Source organism: Enterococcus sp. DIV1089c (assembly GCF_050530965.1).
GTDB lineage: Bacteria > Bacillota > Bacilli > Lactobacillales > Enterococcaceae > Enterococcus_B > Enterococcus_B hirae.
Genome location: NZ_CP172888.1, coordinates 1,295,046 through 1,313,666, shown reverse-complemented (window position 1 = coordinate 1,313,666; position 18,621 = coordinate 1,295,046). Strand labels below are relative to the sequence as shown.

Annotated in this window: 20 protein-coding genes and 1 pseudogene; 14 read left to right on the top strand and 7 right to left on the bottom strand. The window is 34.6% G+C overall.

All coding sequences use genetic code 11. The features are described 5' to 3' along the window. The 4 genes from IGL30_RS06205 to IGL30_RS06190 all read right to left on the bottom strand — a co-directional run bounded on the left by IGL30_RS06205 (nucleotide 1) and on the right by IGL30_RS06190 (nucleotide 4,331). Nucleotides 1–489, bottom strand: coding sequence for an ECF transporter S component (locus IGL30_RS06205; RefSeq protein WP_010737573.1), 489 nt, complete (start codon nucleotides 487–489; stop codon nucleotides 1–3). Between the two features lie 3 nt (nucleotides 490–492). Next, the gene (locus IGL30_RS06200) at nucleotides 493–1,293 is read right to left on the bottom strand and encodes a hydroxymethylpyrimidine/phosphomethylpyrimidine kinase (RefSeq protein ID WP_034697951.1); all 801 of its coding nucleotides are present in this window, start codon (nucleotides 1,291–1,293) and stop codon (nucleotides 493–495) included. Nucleotides 1,294–1,631: 338 nt separating this feature from the next. Next, nucleotides 1,632–3,152 carry an AMP-binding protein gene (locus IGL30_RS06195; protein WP_123874778.1) on the bottom strand — a complete coding sequence of 507 codons (1,521 nt, stop codon included), beginning with the start codon at nucleotides 3,150–3,152 and terminating at the stop codon, nucleotides 1,632–1,634. Nucleotides 3,153–3,311: 159 nt separating this feature from the next. Beyond that, nucleotides 3,312–4,331 carry a tyrosine-type recombinase/integrase gene (locus tag IGL30_RS06190; protein WP_088745784.1) on the bottom strand — a complete coding sequence of 340 codons (1,020 nt, stop codon included), beginning with the start codon at nucleotides 4,329–4,331 and terminating at the stop codon, nucleotides 3,312–3,314. Nucleotides 4,332–4,637: 306 nt separating this feature from the next. Here IGL30_RS06190 and IGL30_RS06185 point away from each other — a divergent pair, with 306 nt between their 5' ends. The 4 genes from IGL30_RS06185 to IGL30_RS06170 all read left to right on the top strand — a co-directional run bounded on the left by IGL30_RS06185 (nucleotide 4,638) and on the right by IGL30_RS06170 (nucleotide 7,798). Next, entirely contained in the window at nucleotides 4,638–5,711 is a 1,074-nt protein-coding gene (locus tag IGL30_RS06185) for an ABC transporter permease (protein ID WP_034697946.1), read from the top strand. A 3-nt stretch (nucleotides 5,712–5,714) separates the two neighbouring features. After that, the gene (locus IGL30_RS06180) at nucleotides 5,715–6,404 is read left to right on the top strand and encodes an ABC transporter ATP-binding protein (RefSeq protein ID WP_010737568.1); all 690 of its coding nucleotides are present in this window, start codon (nucleotides 5,715–5,717) and stop codon (nucleotides 6,402–6,404) included. Continuing rightward, nucleotides 6,397–7,011: a TetR/AcrR family transcriptional regulator gene (locus IGL30_RS06175; RefSeq protein WP_088745783.1), complete on the top strand. Its 615-nt coding sequence runs from the start codon at nucleotides 6,397–6,399 to the stop codon at nucleotides 7,009–7,011. The genes IGL30_RS06180 and IGL30_RS06175 overlap by 8 nt, the downstream gene beginning before the upstream one ends. 208 nt (nucleotides 7,012–7,219) lie before the next feature. Further along, nucleotides 7,220–7,798: an SGNH/GDSL hydrolase family protein gene (locus IGL30_RS06170; protein WP_113820765.1), complete on the top strand. Its 579-nt coding sequence runs from the start codon at nucleotides 7,220–7,222 to the stop codon at nucleotides 7,796–7,798. Between the two features lie 127 nt (nucleotides 7,799–7,925). Here the strand turns inward: IGL30_RS06170 and IGL30_RS06165 are convergent, their stop codons facing one another. Continuing rightward, a complete protein-coding gene (locus IGL30_RS06165) occupies nucleotides 7,926–8,798 on the bottom strand; it encodes a MurR/RpiR family transcriptional regulator (protein ID WP_088745788.1) in 873 nt (290 codons plus the stop codon). 201 nt (nucleotides 8,799–8,999) lie between these two features. On the opposite strand from IGL30_RS06165, the gene IGL30_RS06160 reads away from it, so the two are divergent. The 10 genes and pseudogenes from IGL30_RS06160 (at nucleotide 9,000) to IGL30_RS06115 (ending at nucleotide 16,524) form a co-directional block, all read left to right on the top strand. Then, the gene (locus IGL30_RS06160) at nucleotides 9,000–10,037 is read left to right on the top strand and encodes a Gfo/Idh/MocA family oxidoreductase (RefSeq protein WP_123874780.1); all 1,038 of its coding nucleotides are present in this window, start codon (nucleotides 9,000–9,002) and stop codon (nucleotides 10,035–10,037) included. Nucleotides 10,038–10,195: 158 nt separating this feature from the next. Further along, entirely contained in the window at nucleotides 10,196–10,489 is a 294-nt protein-coding gene (locus IGL30_RS06155) for an rRNA processing protein (RefSeq protein WP_123874781.1), read from the top strand. A gap of 171 nt (nucleotides 10,490–10,660) precedes the next feature. Beyond that, nucleotides 10,661–10,891: a hypothetical protein gene (locus IGL30_RS06150; protein ID WP_010719176.1), complete on the top strand. Its 231-nt coding sequence runs from the start codon at nucleotides 10,661–10,663 to the stop codon at nucleotides 10,889–10,891. A gap of 170 nt (nucleotides 10,892–11,061) precedes the next feature. After that, nucleotides 11,062–12,006, top strand: a complete 945-nt coding sequence (locus IGL30_RS06145; protein ID WP_063627106.1) for an L-lactate dehydrogenase — start codon at nucleotides 11,062–11,064, stop codon at nucleotides 12,004–12,006. A gap of 270 nt (nucleotides 12,007–12,276) precedes the next feature. Continuing rightward, nucleotides 12,277–12,759: a hypothetical protein gene (locus IGL30_RS06140; protein ID WP_240210639.1), complete on the top strand. Its 483-nt coding sequence runs from the start codon at nucleotides 12,277–12,279 to the stop codon at nucleotides 12,757–12,759. Between the two features lie 297 nt (nucleotides 12,760–13,056). Continuing rightward, nucleotides 13,057–13,746: a hypothetical protein gene (locus IGL30_RS06135; protein ID WP_123874782.1), complete on the top strand. Its 690-nt coding sequence runs from the start codon at nucleotides 13,057–13,059 to the stop codon at nucleotides 13,744–13,746. Between the two features lie 279 nt (nucleotides 13,747–14,025). Beyond that, nucleotides 14,026–14,139: pseudogene (ldh, locus tag IGL30_RS06130) on the top strand (L-lactate dehydrogenase); the annotation flags it as partial. A gap of 254 nt (nucleotides 14,140–14,393) precedes the next feature. After that, nucleotides 14,394–14,876 carry a hypothetical protein gene (locus IGL30_RS06125; RefSeq protein WP_010719178.1) on the top strand — a complete coding sequence of 161 codons (483 nt, stop codon included), beginning with the start codon at nucleotides 14,394–14,396 and terminating at the stop codon, nucleotides 14,874–14,876. 547 nt (nucleotides 14,877–15,423) lie between these two features. Then, nucleotides 15,424–16,131 carry a hypothetical protein gene (locus IGL30_RS06120; protein ID WP_123874783.1) on the top strand — a complete coding sequence of 236 codons (708 nt, stop codon included), beginning with the start codon at nucleotides 15,424–15,426 and terminating at the stop codon, nucleotides 16,129–16,131. 195 nt (nucleotides 16,132–16,326) lie between these two features. Continuing rightward, a complete protein-coding gene (locus IGL30_RS06115; protein WP_123874784.1) occupies nucleotides 16,327–16,524 on the top strand; it encodes a hypothetical protein in 198 nt (65 codons plus the stop codon). An 827-nt stretch (nucleotides 16,525–17,351) separates the two neighbouring features. On the opposite strand, the gene IGL30_RS06110 is transcribed toward IGL30_RS06115, so the two are convergent. Together IGL30_RS06110 and IGL30_RS06105 are read right to left on the bottom strand one after the other, a co-directional pair. Next, nucleotides 17,352–17,555, bottom strand: coding sequence for a hypothetical protein (locus IGL30_RS06110; protein WP_088745771.1), 204 nt, complete (start codon nucleotides 17,553–17,555; stop codon nucleotides 17,352–17,354). A gap of 219 nt (nucleotides 17,556–17,774) precedes the next feature. Then, on the bottom strand, nucleotides 17,775–18,608 hold the full coding sequence (locus IGL30_RS06105) for a hypothetical protein (protein ID WP_123906389.1): 834 nt from the start codon (nucleotides 18,606–18,608) through the stop codon (nucleotides 17,775–17,777). Nucleotides 18,609–18,621 lie beyond the last annotated feature (13 nt).

The following is an 18,621-nucleotide window of genomic DNA, read 5'->3' as shown; positions in this document are numbered from 1 at the left end:
TTACTTACTTTCTTTTTGTACTCTCGTTCGTTTTAGAGCTTGAGTGAGTGGTAAAGCCAATCCAACCCCTATAATATTTTGAAAAATATTTCCAGGAATAGAAGCTACCCCCGCAGGCCAATCATATAAAAACCAACCTGCTAAAAAATAGCCACTAATCATCAGACAACTACCGATAAAAAGACCGACAAATCGACCTTTGCTTGTTTTTTCGGCAAAATAGCCACTGACCAATCCTTGCAAACCATGGATCAATAAGGAAAAAAGGGCCCATTGCGGATAACCTGACAGTAAATCGATGAATAAACCACTTGAGGCACCGACAACGAACCCACCAAATGGACCAAATAATAAAGCAGTGGTGTAGATGCCAGCTTCGCAGAGCGTGACAAAGCCGTTAGTTGCTGGTATTGGAACCAAAATTGTTAAAGATAATGCTACTGTTAAAGCGATCAGCATGGCATATATTGTCATTCGTTTCGTATTCAACGATTAAATCCCTCCTTTGATGTTACCGCCAGACCAGACACTGCCCGTTTGATCATTCATTTCAACACCGTTTAAAATACATTGATAAACGTACGTTTTACTTCGTTGAATGGCTTGTGGGAGCGTATAGCCATGGACGAGATTCGCTGTAATAGCAGAAGAAAAGGTACATCCTGCGCCATTCACCGTTGATCGTGTTAATTTTTCCATTGTAAAAGTGGTTAGCCCGTCATGACTATACAAAACATCGATTGCTTCATCGCCATGAATCCCAGAGCCACCTTTAACAACGACCGCTTTGCTTCCTAAAGTATGAATAAATTTGGTTGTCTCTATCACTTCATTGATGCTTGAAATTTTTTTCTTTCCAGAAAGGAGAGCCGCTTCTTTAAGATTGGGCGTGACAAGATCAACAAGGGGGAAGAGTTCTTTCACTAAGCACTCAATATACTGTTGATTCGCTAATGAAGTAGTTTCTTTAAAAGCTAAAACCGGATCAAGAACGATTGGGATTTGAGGGTGCTTTTTTAAAAAATCTCGGACGATCATGATTGCTTCAAGAGAATGCAATAAGCCAATTTTGATACCCGCTAAGTCTGTCATCTTCTGGATCGAAGCAAGTTGCTGTTCCAACCACTTAGCAGGTAGATTTTCTAAGAGGAATGCGTTGTTTTCGTCTAACATGCCTACACAGGTGAGCGCGCTCATTCCAAAAAGTTGAAAATTCTCAAAAGTTTTCAAATCGGATTGAATTCCTCCACCGGCAAAAGGGTCAGAACCACCAATTGTAAGTATTTTTCTCATTGTTTTCCCTCCACGAAAAGAGTATAACGAAAGTTGTTAGAAAAGAAAACAGCCAATTGGCATATTTTTATGTCATCCAATTTTGCGTAGTCTTTAGATCACCAAAATTTATCTATCATCTGAATGAAACAAGTACACTGTATTGTTGGCAACTTAACAGCTAGAAGAAAACATAAGCTATGCATACTCAAATGAACAACTTCATTAGATATTATTATCAATAAATTGAATCTTTTTTTGTCATTCCTACAATTTTTAACAACTGAAAAATGGTTAAACAAAAGAGAACACTGACGTTATACCTGCTAGGTAAGAGGATAACGTCAGTGTTCTTTTTATTATGCTTTTAATTCTTTTTCAATTTGTAGTCGACGGACTTTCATCGTTGCAGTCCGTGGGATATCTTCATAATCTCTGATAATCGGCGTATTCAATCGAGGTAACTCATGCACTTGTTTCCACCAACGATCCCAGTCCATTTCGTGATTAGGAGCAAGAGCGATCAATGGTTGTGGTGCATTGTTTTTATCACGAACGATGACCACCTCCGATAGAAATTCTAATGAGTCTAACAAGAAATCTTCGATCGCTAAATTACTATTGATTGTATCGATCAAATCCACTTGACGATCCTTTAAGAACAAATGCCCCTGTTCATCCATGCTGCCGTAATCACCGCTGTCCCACCAAGCACCATAAACATTTTCTTGGAAACGAGCATCTTCTTTATAATAAGTTAATGCACGACCTTTTGATAATAAATGGATGTGTCCATCTGTATTAGCAGGTAAGACGTTCCCATTTTCATCTGCGATCCGCGCTTTGGTTAAGTTGCCAAGTCCCACACCCATGTCTCTCGCATTACTCGTTTTTAAACTCTCTAATGTATGAGCTTTTAAAATCATCGGTCCGCATTCGCTTTGGCCATAAACTTGTAAGAAAACAGCTTCTTGATTAGGAGAAGTCCGTAAGAATGTTTCCATAGTAGAGTTGTTGATCGCATCAAAAGTGGAATGGTAATAACGAATACCAGCAAAAGCTTCTGGATATTCTTTCGCTGTAAAGCTCCACTGAACAAAGTTGTTTGGATGTGTTTCAAGTGCAATCGGTGGATTTTCTTTTAACATGGCCACAACGTTTTCCCCTTGAGCATCCGCTAACGGCATCATTGGAAAGCCCATCGCCATCAATGAAGAAATACCAATATTGAAGCGAGAATGAACAGGAGAGATATGGAAAGCCACAAGTTTTTTCTCTGCGATCTTAGTAAAGACAGTTTTTTGCCATTTGGTGCGCCAGCCCATTGAATGAGCAGAATGACAAATCAATTTAGGAATACCTGTAGTTCCTGAAGTATGGGTCATATAAGAAATTTCATCGTTCCCCAATTGATTTTGTGCCACTGGTTCTGCTGGTTGAGTCAATAGTTTAGAAACAGCAATTTGTTTTTCTTTTGATCCATTTGAAATGCCAGCCACTCGTTCAGCCGTTTCATCATCAAAAAGGATAAATGGATCTTCTAAACGGTCGACAAAGACTTCTAAAGTGGGGGTAGGGAAGTGATAAGAGATCATTGCTGGTACCGCCCCAAGATAAGCTGTTGCTACAGCTAATAAATAAGTATCAAAAGCTGAACTTTTGTAGATCATGACCTTATCACCAAGTCCGACACCCAAATGAGCTAATTGATAGGCACGAGTCAAAACGAGTTGACAGGTATCTTTGTAAGTGCTTTTAAAACCAAGTTCCAGAAAAGCTGCTAAGGGTTGGTCAAAGATGATTGGTACATCTGGTGTAGCATTCGCTGCTTCTTGAAAATTAGAAAAAAGATTTAGTGGGGAATAAGCGATTGTTTCCATAAGTCACACTCCGATTTCATTTAATAGACAAGTTGGTAAGCAAAGTAAGAAAAATTTGTGAATTAAATCATTTACTTTGCAAATTCAGCTATAATCTTAGCACAAACCCTAAATAAAAAACAGATTTCTTTGTGAAAAAATGAATTATATTTCGTTATTTCATTTTTTATTACTTGTTATTTCCTTGTAAGAGAACTCTAACATCTTTTGATGGACTTCTTCAAATGAATGTCCATTGATATAACGATTACCATAAAGGAAATTGACGATATCCAGATCATCAAAATAAAGGGAAACGTAGTACCCGTAAGTTTTACGACATAATTCTGGCGAAATATTTTTATATACAGTGATTTTACTTAGTATTTGGCGAATCGTCCGTGGAGAGATTTGCTGGTCATGAGATGAACGAAAAGCAAAAGAATCAGGTCCTGTCCCAGTATCAGTTATTGCTAAATAGTTTTTAATGAATGGTAGTGCTTCATTGGGAATTGGCGACTGATTAAGACGATTTTTTTTACGGCTAAGATGAATGATTTGTTTATTTAAGTCAATATCTTTTCTTTTTAATTCAACGACTTCATGGATCTTTAACCCGCAATATAAAAGAATAGCTGCAATCGCTAAATTTCTTGGTCGGTTCCTTTTTTCAAAGCGTGCTTCTCGTGAAGAGTTAAAGCCATTCATAGGAATAAACAGATGCTCAAAGTCTTGAAACAAAGAGGCGTCTATGAATCGAGGCGCTGTAGCAGTAGTTTCAGGGAGCGTTTTTCCTAATAGAGATATTTCTTCAGTCAATAACCCTTTTTGATACAAAAACCGTAGAAAATGATTTAACGAATATTGTTTTCGCGAAAGACCATAATAGCTATTTTTAAATAACTGGTTTGTTTGTTGATCAGCTGTGGTCTGAAACGAACGAGTATGCTGATAGACTTTGTCTAAAAAATTTAAATAGTCTTGTTTTTCAAGACGAAGAATAACTTCATCTGTGATCTCTTGATCTAAAGCTTCGTGAAGATAATCCGTGAATAAATGAAAATCTTTTGCATATTCATAACGACTGCTTAATGAAAGCTTTTTTTGATTTTCTTTTAAAAATTCTTGGAAAATAGGAGGAAGCTGTGCGATGCGTTGTTTTAACTTTTCTTGAATGTGTTTTCGTGTTTTTTGATCCATAAAAGAACCTCCTTTTTGTTCAAACTGGTGTTCTATTTTATTATTGTAGCTTATTTTTCGTTTTTCTTCTATTTCCTTTTACTGATATCTATTTATACCAACGTTTATTTGCTCATGATTCATATATATAGTAACATCGCCAACTATAAGAAAAACTGTAACCAATAAACAGAAAGACAATGATCTTGTAGTATGAACGAATTGTTTCATGAGTTTTGTTGAGTGACATTTTGTCACTGTTGCGCTATACTTTTCGATAGTGACAAAATGTCACTATCGAAAAAGGAAAATGTAGGAGGGAAAGTAATGTTTTTAGCAATGAAAGAAATGAAATACGCAAAACTACGATACGGACTCATTATCGGTATCATGTTCTTGATTGCTTATGTCGTTTTCATGCTATCAGGTCTGGCAAGTGGATTAGCTGAAGAATTTAAAAAAGCAATTGATGATTGGGGTGCTCAAGAAATCGTTTTGTCCGAAGATGCTAATCAAGTGTTTGCAGCATCTCAATTGACAAGAGGCGACCTTGATCAAGTAAATGCGAAAGAAAAAGCACCGATTGGCTTATTCAGTGGAGCAATCAAGGGCAAAAACAAAGAAAATGTGACAGTCTTTGGTACGACTAACGATGCCTTTTTATTACCTAAAATCACAGATGGTCGGATGTTTGATAAGAAAAATGAAATAATTATCTCCCAAAATCTGGCACAAGATCAATATAAGTTGGGAGATCAAATCAAAATCGGTAGCGATGACCAAGCATTTACGATCGTTGGAATTTTTCCTGCCACTTATTATACGGTCTCACCAGTCATCTATACAGATCTAGAAACTTGGACACAATTAAAATATGGAGCCCAACCGTTTGCTTCAGATGACAAAAAGCCGATCAATGCGATCGTGACCAAACAATCAGCTGCAATTGATAAAGATGGCGCATCAAAAGATTTACAAAAACTGACGATTCCTGATTTTATTGAAAGTCTTCCAGGTTATTCTGCACAAAATATGACACTAAATGCAATGGTTTACTTCTTGTTTCTTGTCGTAGCAGCAGTAGTTGGCATTTTTATGTATGTCATCACTTTACAAAAAACGGCGATCTTTGGCGTAATGAAAGCTCAAGGGATTCGCAATTCATTTATTGCTAAATCGTTGATTGCACAGTCATTTGTTATTGGAGTCATTGGTGTCGCCTTAGCAGTTCTAGCTGCTTATCTAACTAGCTTGTTTTTACCAAGTGCGATGCCATTCGCTATTTTTTGGACACAATGGTTGCTATATAGTGGGGTCTTACTCGTTGTAGCAGTTGTAGGCGGCGTCTTCTCAATACGCACGATCACAAAAGTGGACCCAATCACCGCCATAGGAGGGTAAAAAATGAAGAATATTTTAACGATGAAAAATATCGTCAAGACTTTTGGTAGTGGACATACCGAAGTGACTGCACTAAAAGGAATTAATTTTAATGTCAAACAAGGAGAATTTGTCAGCATCATCGGTCCCTCTGGTTCAGGGAAAAGTACTTTCTTAACCATTTCCGGTGGGCTACAAACACCTACTTCTGGAGAAATCGCCATTAATGGTCAGTCTTTTTCCGATTTATCTGAGAAAAAAAGAGCCGATTTACGTTTTAAAGAAATTGGGTTTATTTTACAAAGTTCTAATTTGATTCCATTTTTAAAGGTCAAAGAACAATTTTATTTAGTTGATCGAGTCAGCCATCAGAAACAAAACGAAACCGTCATTGATGACTTATTGAAATCATTAGATATTTATGATCTAAAAGAAAGCTATCCTCGAGATTTATCTGGTGGGGAAAGACAACGTGTAGCGATTGCTCGTGCGTTGTTCAATGACCCCAGTTTGATCTTAGCAGATGAGCCTACCGCTAGCTTAGATACAGATCATGCCTTTGAAGTAGTCAAGTTACTTGTCAAAGAAGCACATGAAAAACAAAAAGCAACAGTCATGGTTACACATGATGCTCGGATGATCAAATGGAGCGATCGTGTCTACCGAATGAAAGATGGTGATTTGATCGAAGAAACGGAGGGATGGGATGCCTAAATCGACATTTCTTAATCTGCCGAATGAGAAGAAACAACGGCTTATTGAAATTTTACTTGAAAATTTTTCAGCTCGACATATTAGCCAAGTAAAAGTTGCAGATATTGTCGAAGATATGGCTATGTCAAGAGGGGCCTTTTATAAGTACTTCGAAGACTTGGAAGATGCCTATACCTACACGATTCAGTATTATTCGATTCAAATCCATCGAGATATTTTGAAATATATCAGTCAAAACAAGCAAGACTTTTTTCAAGGAATTGAAAATTACCTTGCGTGGTGTAGTGAACTGGAACAAAAAAGTAGTTATTGGCAGGCCATCCGCTTTTTAACGAGAAGTGATGATTTTACCAATCACCAAAGAACCAAGCCTTCTGCTGAATCAGGAAGATTAAAGGAATGGTTTAAGTTACTGAAGGCAAATGGCTTTCACATTACTTCAGAAGAAGAAGCGATTAGCTTTTTATATTTTGTCATGGGTCTTGTGATCAATTCATTGACGGATTACATTGCGAATGACTGGACTACTGATGAGTTGTTGCAAGATTATCGTTACAAGGTAAAATGGCTGCAAAGAGGTTTGAACACCGAACGAAGTGAATCTTGAATCCACTCGATTCATTTGTTAGCCGTTTCTTTTTAACTGGTAAGTAGTGTCCGTATTCAGAAAAACACTTCGATACTTCTTTGTGTCATCATCGATAACCAAATAAAAACCTTCGATAGAAAGTTCTTATAGTTGAGAGCAACGATTTTTCCTTTTTGATTCTCCGTGATAGAATTTTTATTGTAAGAAAAGAAAAGGGATGACACAGATGAAGAAAATTATACTATTTGGTGATAGCATTGCTGCTGGATTGTACCAAGGGGAGGTCGTCCATGCATTGGACCATGCGTTATCAACGACCTTAAATGCTTTAGGACAAGCTGATTTTAAGATCATTAACTTAGGAAAAAGAGGCGATTCAACGACAAGCAGCCTTGAACGATTGTCTCAACTTCCCCAAGATGAACGTACAGCTGACTACGTCGTTCTTAATGTTGGCGTTAATGATGCAATCAATCAAAGAGATAACCAAGAAGCCTATCGAAAAAACTTGGAACAATTGATCAACTTTTTTAAACATAGCCAAGTGATTTTGATAGGGCCTAGTTACGTTGATGAAAAGATCAAAACTCAAACAATTCCTGAGATCTTAGTAGAGTATACTCAGATCGCAAAAGAAGTAGCAGATAAGAACAAAGTAAGTTTTATTGATTTTTATCATTATGAAAAATCTTTTGAGGACCCAACACTTTACTTGCAAGACGATGGGTTGCATCCTTCGAAGTTAGGCTATCACTTGCTAGGTGCTTTGATTGCACAATGTATCCAGCAAAAAGAACAAAAATAATCTACAGACCGAGTACCTCAATCTTTGCAGTACTCGGTCTGTAGATTTTTAGTTTCAAGTTTTATCATGACAAAAAGAATGAAGCGCGCTCTATTGGCTTTGACATACAGTAATAAACAACTGTTTTCTAATGGCGATATTCCTTCAGCAAACCTTTTTGAATCAAGTCTTGTTTTTGTTTGAGATTTTGGATGTTTTCTTGATAGTTTTGTGCATACATCACGGAATAAAGAGTGTTTAAAACATAGTCGAAGGCAATTTGTGAGGAAAATGTTGCCACTTTAGCAAAATCTAATTCATCTTGCGTAACGATGAGTTTCATCGTTGCTTGTTTTGCCATTTCTGAATGTTCATTTCCAGTGATCAATACAGTTTTAGCACCCACATGGTTTAAATGCATCATAATTTTTTCATAATGGTGAATCCTTCCACTATAAGTTAGAAAGATGGCACAATCCTTTTCCGTTAAATTAGCTGCATTCCAAGAAGAATCACTATACTCTTCAGCTAATATCAAAAATTTATTGATCTTGATTAGTTTATTTTGAAATTTGCGTGCTGTGATTTGAGAATCCCCTTTGGCAAAAATAAACATGCGATTCGCTTGATTCAATGCTGTGGCAATCGCATCAATTGACTGTTTCTTCAATTGAAGCTGTGCTTTTTTGATAGATTGGATCGACAAATCGGCCATTTTTTTAGCGATCGATTGACTATCATCTTTATCAGTAAAAGGAAAGTTTGGATCAATGATTTGATTGAACTGGGCTTTCATCTGATGGACTTCACGACCAAATTCAAAACGAAATTCTCTAAAACCAGAAAAACTCAATTTTTTACATAAGCGAATAATGGCTGAATGCGAAGTATACGTCGCTTTTGCTAATTCCTCGATCGTCATATAAACAGCTGTTTCTCTGTTTGCTTTGAGATAATCAGCAATTCTTTTTTCTGTTGTTGTAAATGCTTCTTGTCGTATCAATTGGTCTTCGATTAACATATGCTCACCTTCCTCATCCATCTTACTGAATATCCCTCTTTTTGACTACTATTTTTTGTGTAGGTTAAACATACCTGTCGATTATTCACTTAAAAAGATCACTTTCTTGAACATTTTTTTCTAACTGCGCTCAAATTAACTTTTAAAGGGACCGGTCATTTATACTAATAGTAGTTAAAAACAAAAATTGGAGGAAAACGTATGTTAACAATTGCCTATCTAGGAAATGGAAAAAGTACCAACCGCTATCATTTACCTTTTTCACGAAAACTAAAAGATAAGATCAAAATCAAAACGATCTTTTCACGTTCAGAGCCCGCTTGGGAAACATTTGAGGATATCCATTACACCAATCAATTGGAAGATCTATGGAACGATCCAGAAATCCAACTAGTTGTCATTACGACTCCGAGCCAATTTCATTATGAATATGCTAAATTAGCCTTAGAGCATGGAAAAAATGTCCTGGTTGAAAAACCGTTTGCTGAAACTTCTGCAGAAGCGAAAGAGTTATTTGAGCTAGCGAAGCAAAAAGATTTATTTATCCAGTGTTATCAAAATCGTCGTTTTGATTCTGATTTCTTGACCGTACAAAAAGTGTTGGAAAGTGGAAAATTAGGCGATATTTTAGAAATTGAGATGCATTATGATTATTTCAGACCTGAAGTTCCTGAATCGGCAACGGAATTTTCAACAGTCAATAGTTATCTCTATGGTCATGCTTGTCACACAGTAGATCAAGTAATTTCTTACTTCGGCGAACCAGATGACATCCACTATGATGTGCGCCAATTATTAGGAAGGGGACGAATGAATGATTATTTCGATTTAGATTTTTATTATGGAACAATGAAAATCTCTGTCAAATCAAGCTATTTTCGTATTAAGGAACGCCCAAGCTTTGTGGTTTATGGGAAGAAAGGGATGTTTGTAAAACAGACAAAAGATCGACAAGAAGAGCATCTTAAACTATTTTATTTCCCAGACCATCAAGATTTTGGTATTGATTTACCAGAACACTACGGCACACTTACCTATATGGACCAAAACGGATACTATCATGAGGAAAAAGTGATTTCTGAAGTAGGGGACTATAGTCGGGTCTATGAGGGCGTCTATGAAACGCTCATAAACGGAGCCGAAAAAGTAGTGAAAGACGAAGAAACACTACTACAAATGAACATTTTAGAAACAGGGATCAAAGAGATCCAGGAAAAAGAAGCGCAAGCAAACAAATAAACCATTCACTGTTTATGATCATTCTGAAGGATTAAGCAAAGATTGATGAGAAACAAAAAAACAAAACCATTAAAATATGATGGGGAGGACACCTCATGTTTTGACAGTTATTTTGTTCTTATGTACTATAAAATAAATAACTGTAAGGAGGAATTCTCATGACAAATTATAACGGCGAAAAAGGCAAACGTCTAAGAGGTTCGATGGCGCCTAAAACCGATGATGAAGTAGCATTAGCAGGAACAAATTCTGGTGAAACAGAAAACAAACAAGAATCGTTATCTGGCACAAACTCTGGCGAAGCCAAAGATGTCGCTTTATCTGGTTCTAATTCGGTTGAAGAGGAAGAACCAAAGAAACCGAATGCTTTTGAAAAAGAAGTGGAAAAATTAGTGGAAGAAGTAAAAGAAAAATTTGAAGAATTGACATCTAAAAAAGATACTAAAAAATAGATTTGTCAGTTGCTAGTGATCCTATGAAAAAGACAGCTTTTACGCTGTCTTTTTTTATCCAAAAACTATTTTTCCGATTTTAGAAAAAAATGGTGTCTGCGCTTACCTTCTTTGTATTATGCTTTATTTATGAGAATAATTTTTTCTCAGCTAAACATTAGGAGGTAATATATGGAAAATTTTGGGTTACAGTTAATCAATTCGAGTGTGCTTGGACAAACCGATTTCATAAGTCTATTCACGACTTATTTATCAGATTATATGTATTTGTTCTTAGGTGGAGCCGTTCTATTTGTTATTTTGATGTTGTTATTAAGTAAAAAAATGTCCGATAAGCCTGCAAATAAAAGCGGATCTTCAAAAGGTGCTTCTAAGCAAAGCCAATATAAACGAATGAAATAGATCTTATTTTACTTTGAACAGATTGTTAGTTTACTAATAATCTGTTTTTTTGTTATAACTATAAAAAAATATTATAGTAACTATAAATATAATTATATTGAAAAATGTTTCTATCAGAACTATAATTTTCATGAAAATAACATATGAGATGAAAAGGAGCGTGTATCAACATGAGAAAAACCAGTAGAAAAGTAGTGATCGTTGGAACAGGCTTTGTGGGAACAAGTATTGCTTATGCCATGATCAATCAAGGAATTGCGAATGAATTAGTCTTGATCGATGTCAACCAAGAAAAAGCGGAAGGGGAAGCTTTAGACCTTTTAGATGGTATGGCATGGGGTGAAGAGAATGTTGCTGTTTGGTCAGGTGATTATAGCGAATGCAGCGATGCCGATCTAGTAGTAATCACAGCAGGTATCAACCAAAAACCAGGACAAACTCGTTTAGATTTAGTGAAAACAAATGCTGGAATTATGAAGGATATTGTTCGACAAATCATGGGAGCAGGATTCAACGGAATATTAGTTGTTGCTTCTAATCCAGTAGATATTTTGACTTGCATTGCGTGGAAAGAATCAGGGTTACCTTCTTCTCGAGTAATCGGAACAGGAACAACATTAGATACAACTCGTTTTAGAAAAGAAATTGCCTTGAAACTTTCTGTCGATCCTCGTAGCGTTCACGGCTATATTTTAGGTGAACACGGTGATTCTGAAGTAGCAGCTTGGTCCCATACAACAGTTGGCGGAAAACCAATCATGGAATTTGTCGAAAAAGATCATCGAATCGAAGAAAAAGACTTAGATATCATTGCTGATAAAGTTAAAAATGCTGCCTATGAAATCATCGATCGAAAAAAAGCGACTTATTATGGAATTGGTATGAGTACAGCACGAATTGTCAAGGCTGTATTAAACAATGAACAAGCTGTATTACCAGTTTCTGCTTATTTATCTGGTCAATATGGAGTGAAAGATATCTTTACAGGTGTTCCATCCATCGTTGATGAAAAGGGTGTAAGAGAAGTTATTGAATTATCAATTACACCAGAAGAAGAACAAATGTTTAAACAATCTGTCAATGAATTAAGAAACGTATTAAACACCGTGAGATAATTGAATGAAAAAAAGGAGAACGAGCAAAATGCTCATTCTCCTTTTTATTTTTGTTTTAGAAAAAATAGTTCTCTAGGAGAAAGTGAATTGTAATAAAATGGTAGCATATTAGGTAACGTTTTTGGGAAATGCATTTGAAACAACAAGAAAAAAATGAAGGAGGTGATTGATTTAAAGCAGAATAAGATTATTTTTTTTAAATTAGATGCAATAAATATTCTTTCTTTACTTATGATTATTTTATTCTAGAAAAAGGAGATAAGTACTATAATGCCTGAAGATAATGCTGAGTTAATAAAAAAAGAAATTGAATTACGTTCAAAAATTGCTGGGGCAAGTGCTAAAGAAGATTTTTATAGTACCATGAGAGTGAGGGTTGAGCCACTAAAAGGTATGGATAGATTTAATCTTTCTAAACGAAAAGAATACCAAAATAAAAAAAAATTTATTAAATTTATAGAAAAAAATACTCAAGAAGCATCGTCAAACAAGAAGGGTTATATACAACAATTGCATGAGTTAGATAAACAACTTAAACAAGGAACTCTTCGGAATTTTGAACAAATAAGAGGAAAATCTAAAGAAGAAATTGCTATATTACCAGATTCTACTCATAATATGAATAGAACGCCTGCTCGTCCACCTCGGGCATTTGAACAAATAAAGGGAGGCTCAAAATCATCTGTTCCATTGCCGCATTCTACCCCTAATATGGATAGACCACCATCTTTGCCACCTAGAGTTGGAAGATAGACTTCATACATAAATAAAAAAAAAGAAACGTATTAAACACTGTGATATAATTAAATAAAAAATAAAAAGGAGAATGAGCGTTTTGCTCGTTGTCCTTTTTATTTTTGTTTTAGAAAAAATAATTCTCTAGTAGAAAGTGAATTGTAATAAAATGGTAGCATATTAGGTAACTTTTTTGGGAAATGCATTTGAAACAACAATAAAAAATGAAAGAGGTGATTGATTTAGAGCATAATCAGCTTAAAAAGAATAAAAGATGACTGGTAAAATTACTAAATAAATGAAAGGAGATAGTATATGGAAAAGCAGAATGCTAAGGACTCAAGAAGCGGATTAGAAGAATCTGCAGTTCAACAAGATATTCACTCTATACATACAGAGCAAACCGTATCTGATAGGCAACAAAAAGATCAATCGGAGATGATGTATGTAAAATTAGTAGGCTTGCCTAAAGCGGATGTCAACCAGATTTCAGTAACTCCAGGAAAAAGAGTTCAGCCTGTGTACAAAACTCCAGAGCAGTTTAAAGCTTTTTTGAGTGAGCTTATAAAGCCATCAACAACATCGTCACATTCTTATGAACATCTGCTTCCAACACAAGGAGCACCTGCTTCGCTACATCAGGATATGGATCCAGCTCTACCTTTATCGCTTCGAAGTAAGAAGCCAGCTCAGAAATTCAATAAAATAATAGATAGAAGTAAAAATGTAGCCACAAATAAAATGAATGGACAAGCAGGAATTTTTAAAAATATCACGTCCGAGATAGTAAAAAATGAGCATTTTCGCAGTCAGAATTCCATGAGTGACCTATTACCTATGGCTAAAGGACAATCTGCTGAGCATTCCCGGGAAGTAACATCCAGACAGGGTAGAGAGAGGCCTGAAATGCAATTAGGAGGAACTATGGGAGAAAAGAACGCACAGATTATGAAAAGGGTGAAAAATCAAGTAAATGAGGTAATAAGTAATATAGGTAATAGGTGAGAGCTTCTTAAAAATTAGATTGAAGATGAAAAGAGGTGAGTTGGATAATATATAGTTTGTTCGTTTATAATTTAAGACATAAAGAGGAAAGAAAGAAATTTAATGAGAAGACAAATTATCTATGTAGAAGATCCAACAGTAAAGAAGAAAGATACACAGTCTAAACAAAAACCACCTGTTCCATTGCCGCGTTCTACCCCTAATATGGATAGACCACCTAGAGCTGGAAGATAGACTTCATACATAAATAAGAAAAAAAGAAACTACTTAGCATAAAATATAGAAGAGAAAGGTGTAAGAGAAGTTATCGAATTATCAATTACACCAGAAGAAGAACAAATGTTTAAAAAATCTGTCAATGAATTAAGAAACGTATTAAACACCGTGAGATAATTGAATGAAAATAAAAAGGAGAATGAGCGTTTTGCTCGTTTTCCTTTTTAATTTTTTTTTAGAAAAAATAGTTCTTTAGTAGAAAGTGAATTGTAATAAAATGGTAGCATATTAGGTAAATTTTTTGGGAAATGCTTTGAAACAACAAGAAAAAAATGAAGGAGGTGATTGATTTAGAGCAGAATCAGCTTTAAAAGAATAAAAGATGACTGGTAAAATTACTAAATAAATAAATGAATGAAAGGAGATAGTATATGGAAAAGCAGAATACTCAGGAGTTAAGAAGCATATCTGATGGGCAGAAAAATACTTTAGCCAAAGATCAATCGAAGATGATAGATGCAGAGCTAACAGGCTTGCCTGAAGGAAAAGTTAATCAGAAACCGGTAAATAATATAGGGGAGTCCCTTAAAAAGAATAAGTTAGACATGGATGAAAATACTGGATGGGGCACCACAGAAAGATACTCTGAAAAAACACAACCTAATCCCCAAACTAACAGCCATTACAAATCTTTTTTAAATGAACTTATCCGCAAGTCAGCGGAAAGAAAGAGTGTACAAAATTCAGCAAATGGTTTAGAGACTGACAATATCTTAAGCAGCGGGAATTCTCAGTCCGTTATGATAAATAAATCTCTGTATCATTTGAATGGACGAGCAGGCATTATTACAAATGTCACGCCCGAGACAAGACACAATATTGATAAAACTACTGGATCTAATATCAATAGATAACCTGCATGGTCGGTTGATGAGATAAACAATTGAAAAAATAATGTAAAAATTTAAGAAGATGATTTAAATTTAAACGTCATCAGCGCCGTATGAATCAACCAAACGCACTTGAAGGGCGTGGGCCGGATTCTGTATCACGTTGATCATGTATCTTTGATTTTATATGAGGGGATATTACATAGAGCAGACGGTGGATATGTTTCTGGAAAAAACGAATATGAAAAAATTATAGATAAAAATGATTCTAAAAAAAGGCAGAATGCGGACGAACAACAGAGTGAATTTTTATTATGTTAAGGATCTACTTGGCATAATGTATACAATGTAATCAATTTTTAGTGACTCGCTACTTGTATAATAGTGGTGCACTGATCCCTACAGTGTATAATAGAGAAATGCTATATCAGAAATACGATACATTTTTTGTTTCATTTAGATCGGCAGGGATTTAATTTTATGTTAATTTTTCTAATTCAGGGGAAAACAAGAAACCCCATTATTGGTTTTTCTTATTTATAATTACAAATAAAAATAAAGGAAGAAAAAAATGAAAGAATTACAACCTACAAATCCTGTTAGCGAACAAGAATCACAAACTGCAAATCCTGTTAACGAACAAGATATCGAAGATCGTATAAATCAATTTTTGCAACAAAATGGTGGGAATCGTCCAATAGTATCAAGCAATATTTTTTCTAGAAATAAAAAAACAAACTTAGATGTCTTAAACAAGATAGAAACGCTTGGAGACGACCAACATAGTAAACGTTTAAAAATGTTGCTTCAGGAAATGAACGAAATGCACAAAAATTTAAATAAAGATAACTTTAAAGGCCTGTTCCTTAGAGATCGAAAAGAAAATTACGAAAACTTTATTAAAGAAGCAGGATCAGATATTTCAGAAATATTATCCTCTCAAAAAAAAATTCGATATAAAGACGCTCTTAAAATAGCACTAGCAGGACTGTCTTACCAAGATAACTCAAACCCAAAAAAAGAATTGTCTAAAGAAAATAAAGCGTGGGTTAAACTTTTTTCTCTATTCAATAAAACGCAACGTGTTTGGATAAATGGACCTGGTCCAATACAACCTGATTATGACGACAACATTAAAAAAATGCGAAATCAATCAAAAAAGTTTGATGAAATCAGAGCTATGAGGAAAGTCAAGAAACTTTCCGAAAACAAACAGGATAAAGCAATCAATAAAAACCCTTCCAAAGATAAATCAGAAGGTTCTTTCTTAGAAAGATAGAATTCATACATAAACAATAAAAATAAAGAAAGAGCAACTAGACATATAGATTAGTCGCTCTTTCTTTATTTTTTATTTTACTCTTTTTATTGTTTCTTCGGTTATACTGTCAAACTAGATTTATTCTCTAAATTGTATCAACTCTGTGTATGCTAGCTTGTCCAACGATTTTATTGCTAATTGATTTTCGGATAAATGACGCTTTATAGAACTAAAAACTGGGTAGAAAAACAAGTATCGGTGTCATTAGCGGTCTTAGACGAGTGTTGTAATGATTCAGGTTGTTATGTCGCTGGTTTGATTGCTAACGGACGTAAACGCATGACAAAACAACACAAACAAATGATCGAGAATTATAAGAGTGCTGTTGATCTGATCGTTAGTAAGGAGTGACTTGTATGAAATTGAAATGTAAAGATTATGATTGTAGTATGGAAAAATGTATCTCTTTGTGGAAAGATAAAAAAAGTGTTGTCCAGATTATGATTGTTTTATTGTAGAGAGTGTCACATGTGAATATTGTGGAGTTTTTGTTTCTAATTTTGTAAATTATGGATATGGACTTTTGCAAATCATACTATATAGACAGATAAAAAATTAAATCGTGTTTAAATCTTGTCAAACACAATTTAATTGATATTTTATAATACAAAATAATTTTAAAATTTTGCAATGGTTCGAAAGAGTCATTTTTTTATCTTTTTAGTTTGATTTCGGTTTGATGGGGGTTTAATTCACTTTGAATCTACTTTGTATAATATATATTATGTAAACTAAAATATAAAATTTTTATCTCCTTCCTTTAAAAATCCGCAAACCCTCTCTTCTTGCTATTTATTCTATTTCTTTTTACCAGATAGTATAAAAACGATTCTTTTCTTGTTCAACTAATCAGTTATATATATATACGCATGCATAAACCATTTACAATTAAAGCTATCTAGAAATCATTCACACCAAAAATAGATTTTGATGTGAATTTATCTATCCATATTTTGTTAGAGCAATGATTGATAGATGTATCCTAGAAAGTAGTGTTTTATCAGTTGATTAATATACCTTTAAAGTGTAAGAACGATTATATGGGGTTATAGACTGTTAAATAAGACTATGATTTATAGCAATCATTCATGCTATATTAAGAATCCATTTGCATCATTATTGTGCAACAATTCAACTTAATTTTTAAAGAAATACTATAATCGAGGAACATTAGTTTTTTATCTGTCTATATTAGTATGGTTTGCTGATGCCAAAGTTAAACTGGGAGATGTTTGTGCATATCTTGCCTTAGCTTGTTCAATATTGTTTTCTAGTTTATTTTCCAAAACTTGTTTTCTTTTAACTATATCAACTACTTTTCGAATCGATTCTAAACATTTTTCATCGACTCTTACGGCTTGATTTTTTCTATAAAAAAACATCAAAGATAGTAGCTACTACTGCCTTTGATGTCCTTAAACACTGTTAGAATATTCTATTTTCTAGTAAATAGCTCAGCATAAAAATAGCAAAAATTAAATAATAATGGAAATAAAATTTTTTGTACTAATGTTCCCCACCTTAAGGCTACCACATAACTAGTAAAGCAAATAAAAATCACTCGTTCTTCTTATTCAATAAATCCGAATGCTATGATCATTTTATCTAGACAGGTCTTCATTACTACCTTTTTGAAGACGTTGCGACACAGGACTTTTTTGAGTGTGTCCCGCAGGGGTGCTTTGAGTATTGTTACTAAGTTTGGGTGATGTTTGTATTTTATTTAGCACATTTTCAAACAAATTTTTACCTTGGGAGATGTTACTAGTACCAGGTTCGGGTAATAGTTGTTTGTACTTTGTCAAATCTTCTAACGACTTACTATCTTGAATGCTGTGACTAGTGCCAGGTTCGTGTGATGCTTTTGCGTATGTTGTCAAATCAATCAAATTGCTTAATGAATTTCTACCTTGAGCGATGTTACTAGTACTTGGTTCGGGTAATGGTTGTGTGTACCCTGTCAAATCTTCTAACGACTTACTATCTTGAATGATGTTACTAGTGCCAAGTTCGTGTGATGCTTTTGCGGGTGTTGTCAAATCAATCAAATTTCTACCTTGAACGAAGTTGTTTATATTCGCTATGTCTAAGAATTTCGTGGCATTCTCAGCAGAGAGACTCCATATCATGGCATCTTTATTAGACGTCTTTGGTAATTTGTCTGCAATTACTTTATCCCCTAATTTGAGCTTGCCGTCTTGAAAATGTGCATTATCAGTAATCAGGATAGCCTTTTTTCCTTTATGACTAACTAAATATAAATTGTTCTTATTCAACAAAAGTGTACACGAATTTACATTTCTGTTTTTATGCTCTCGGGGTTTATGTAAATCTCTAGGAGAACGATTTCTAGGCAAATGTTTCTTGGCCTCATTCAAATAATTGATGTTCTTTTCAACTTCTCCTTTATCTATCCATATAAATCCGTTTGACATCTTTGATTTAAGG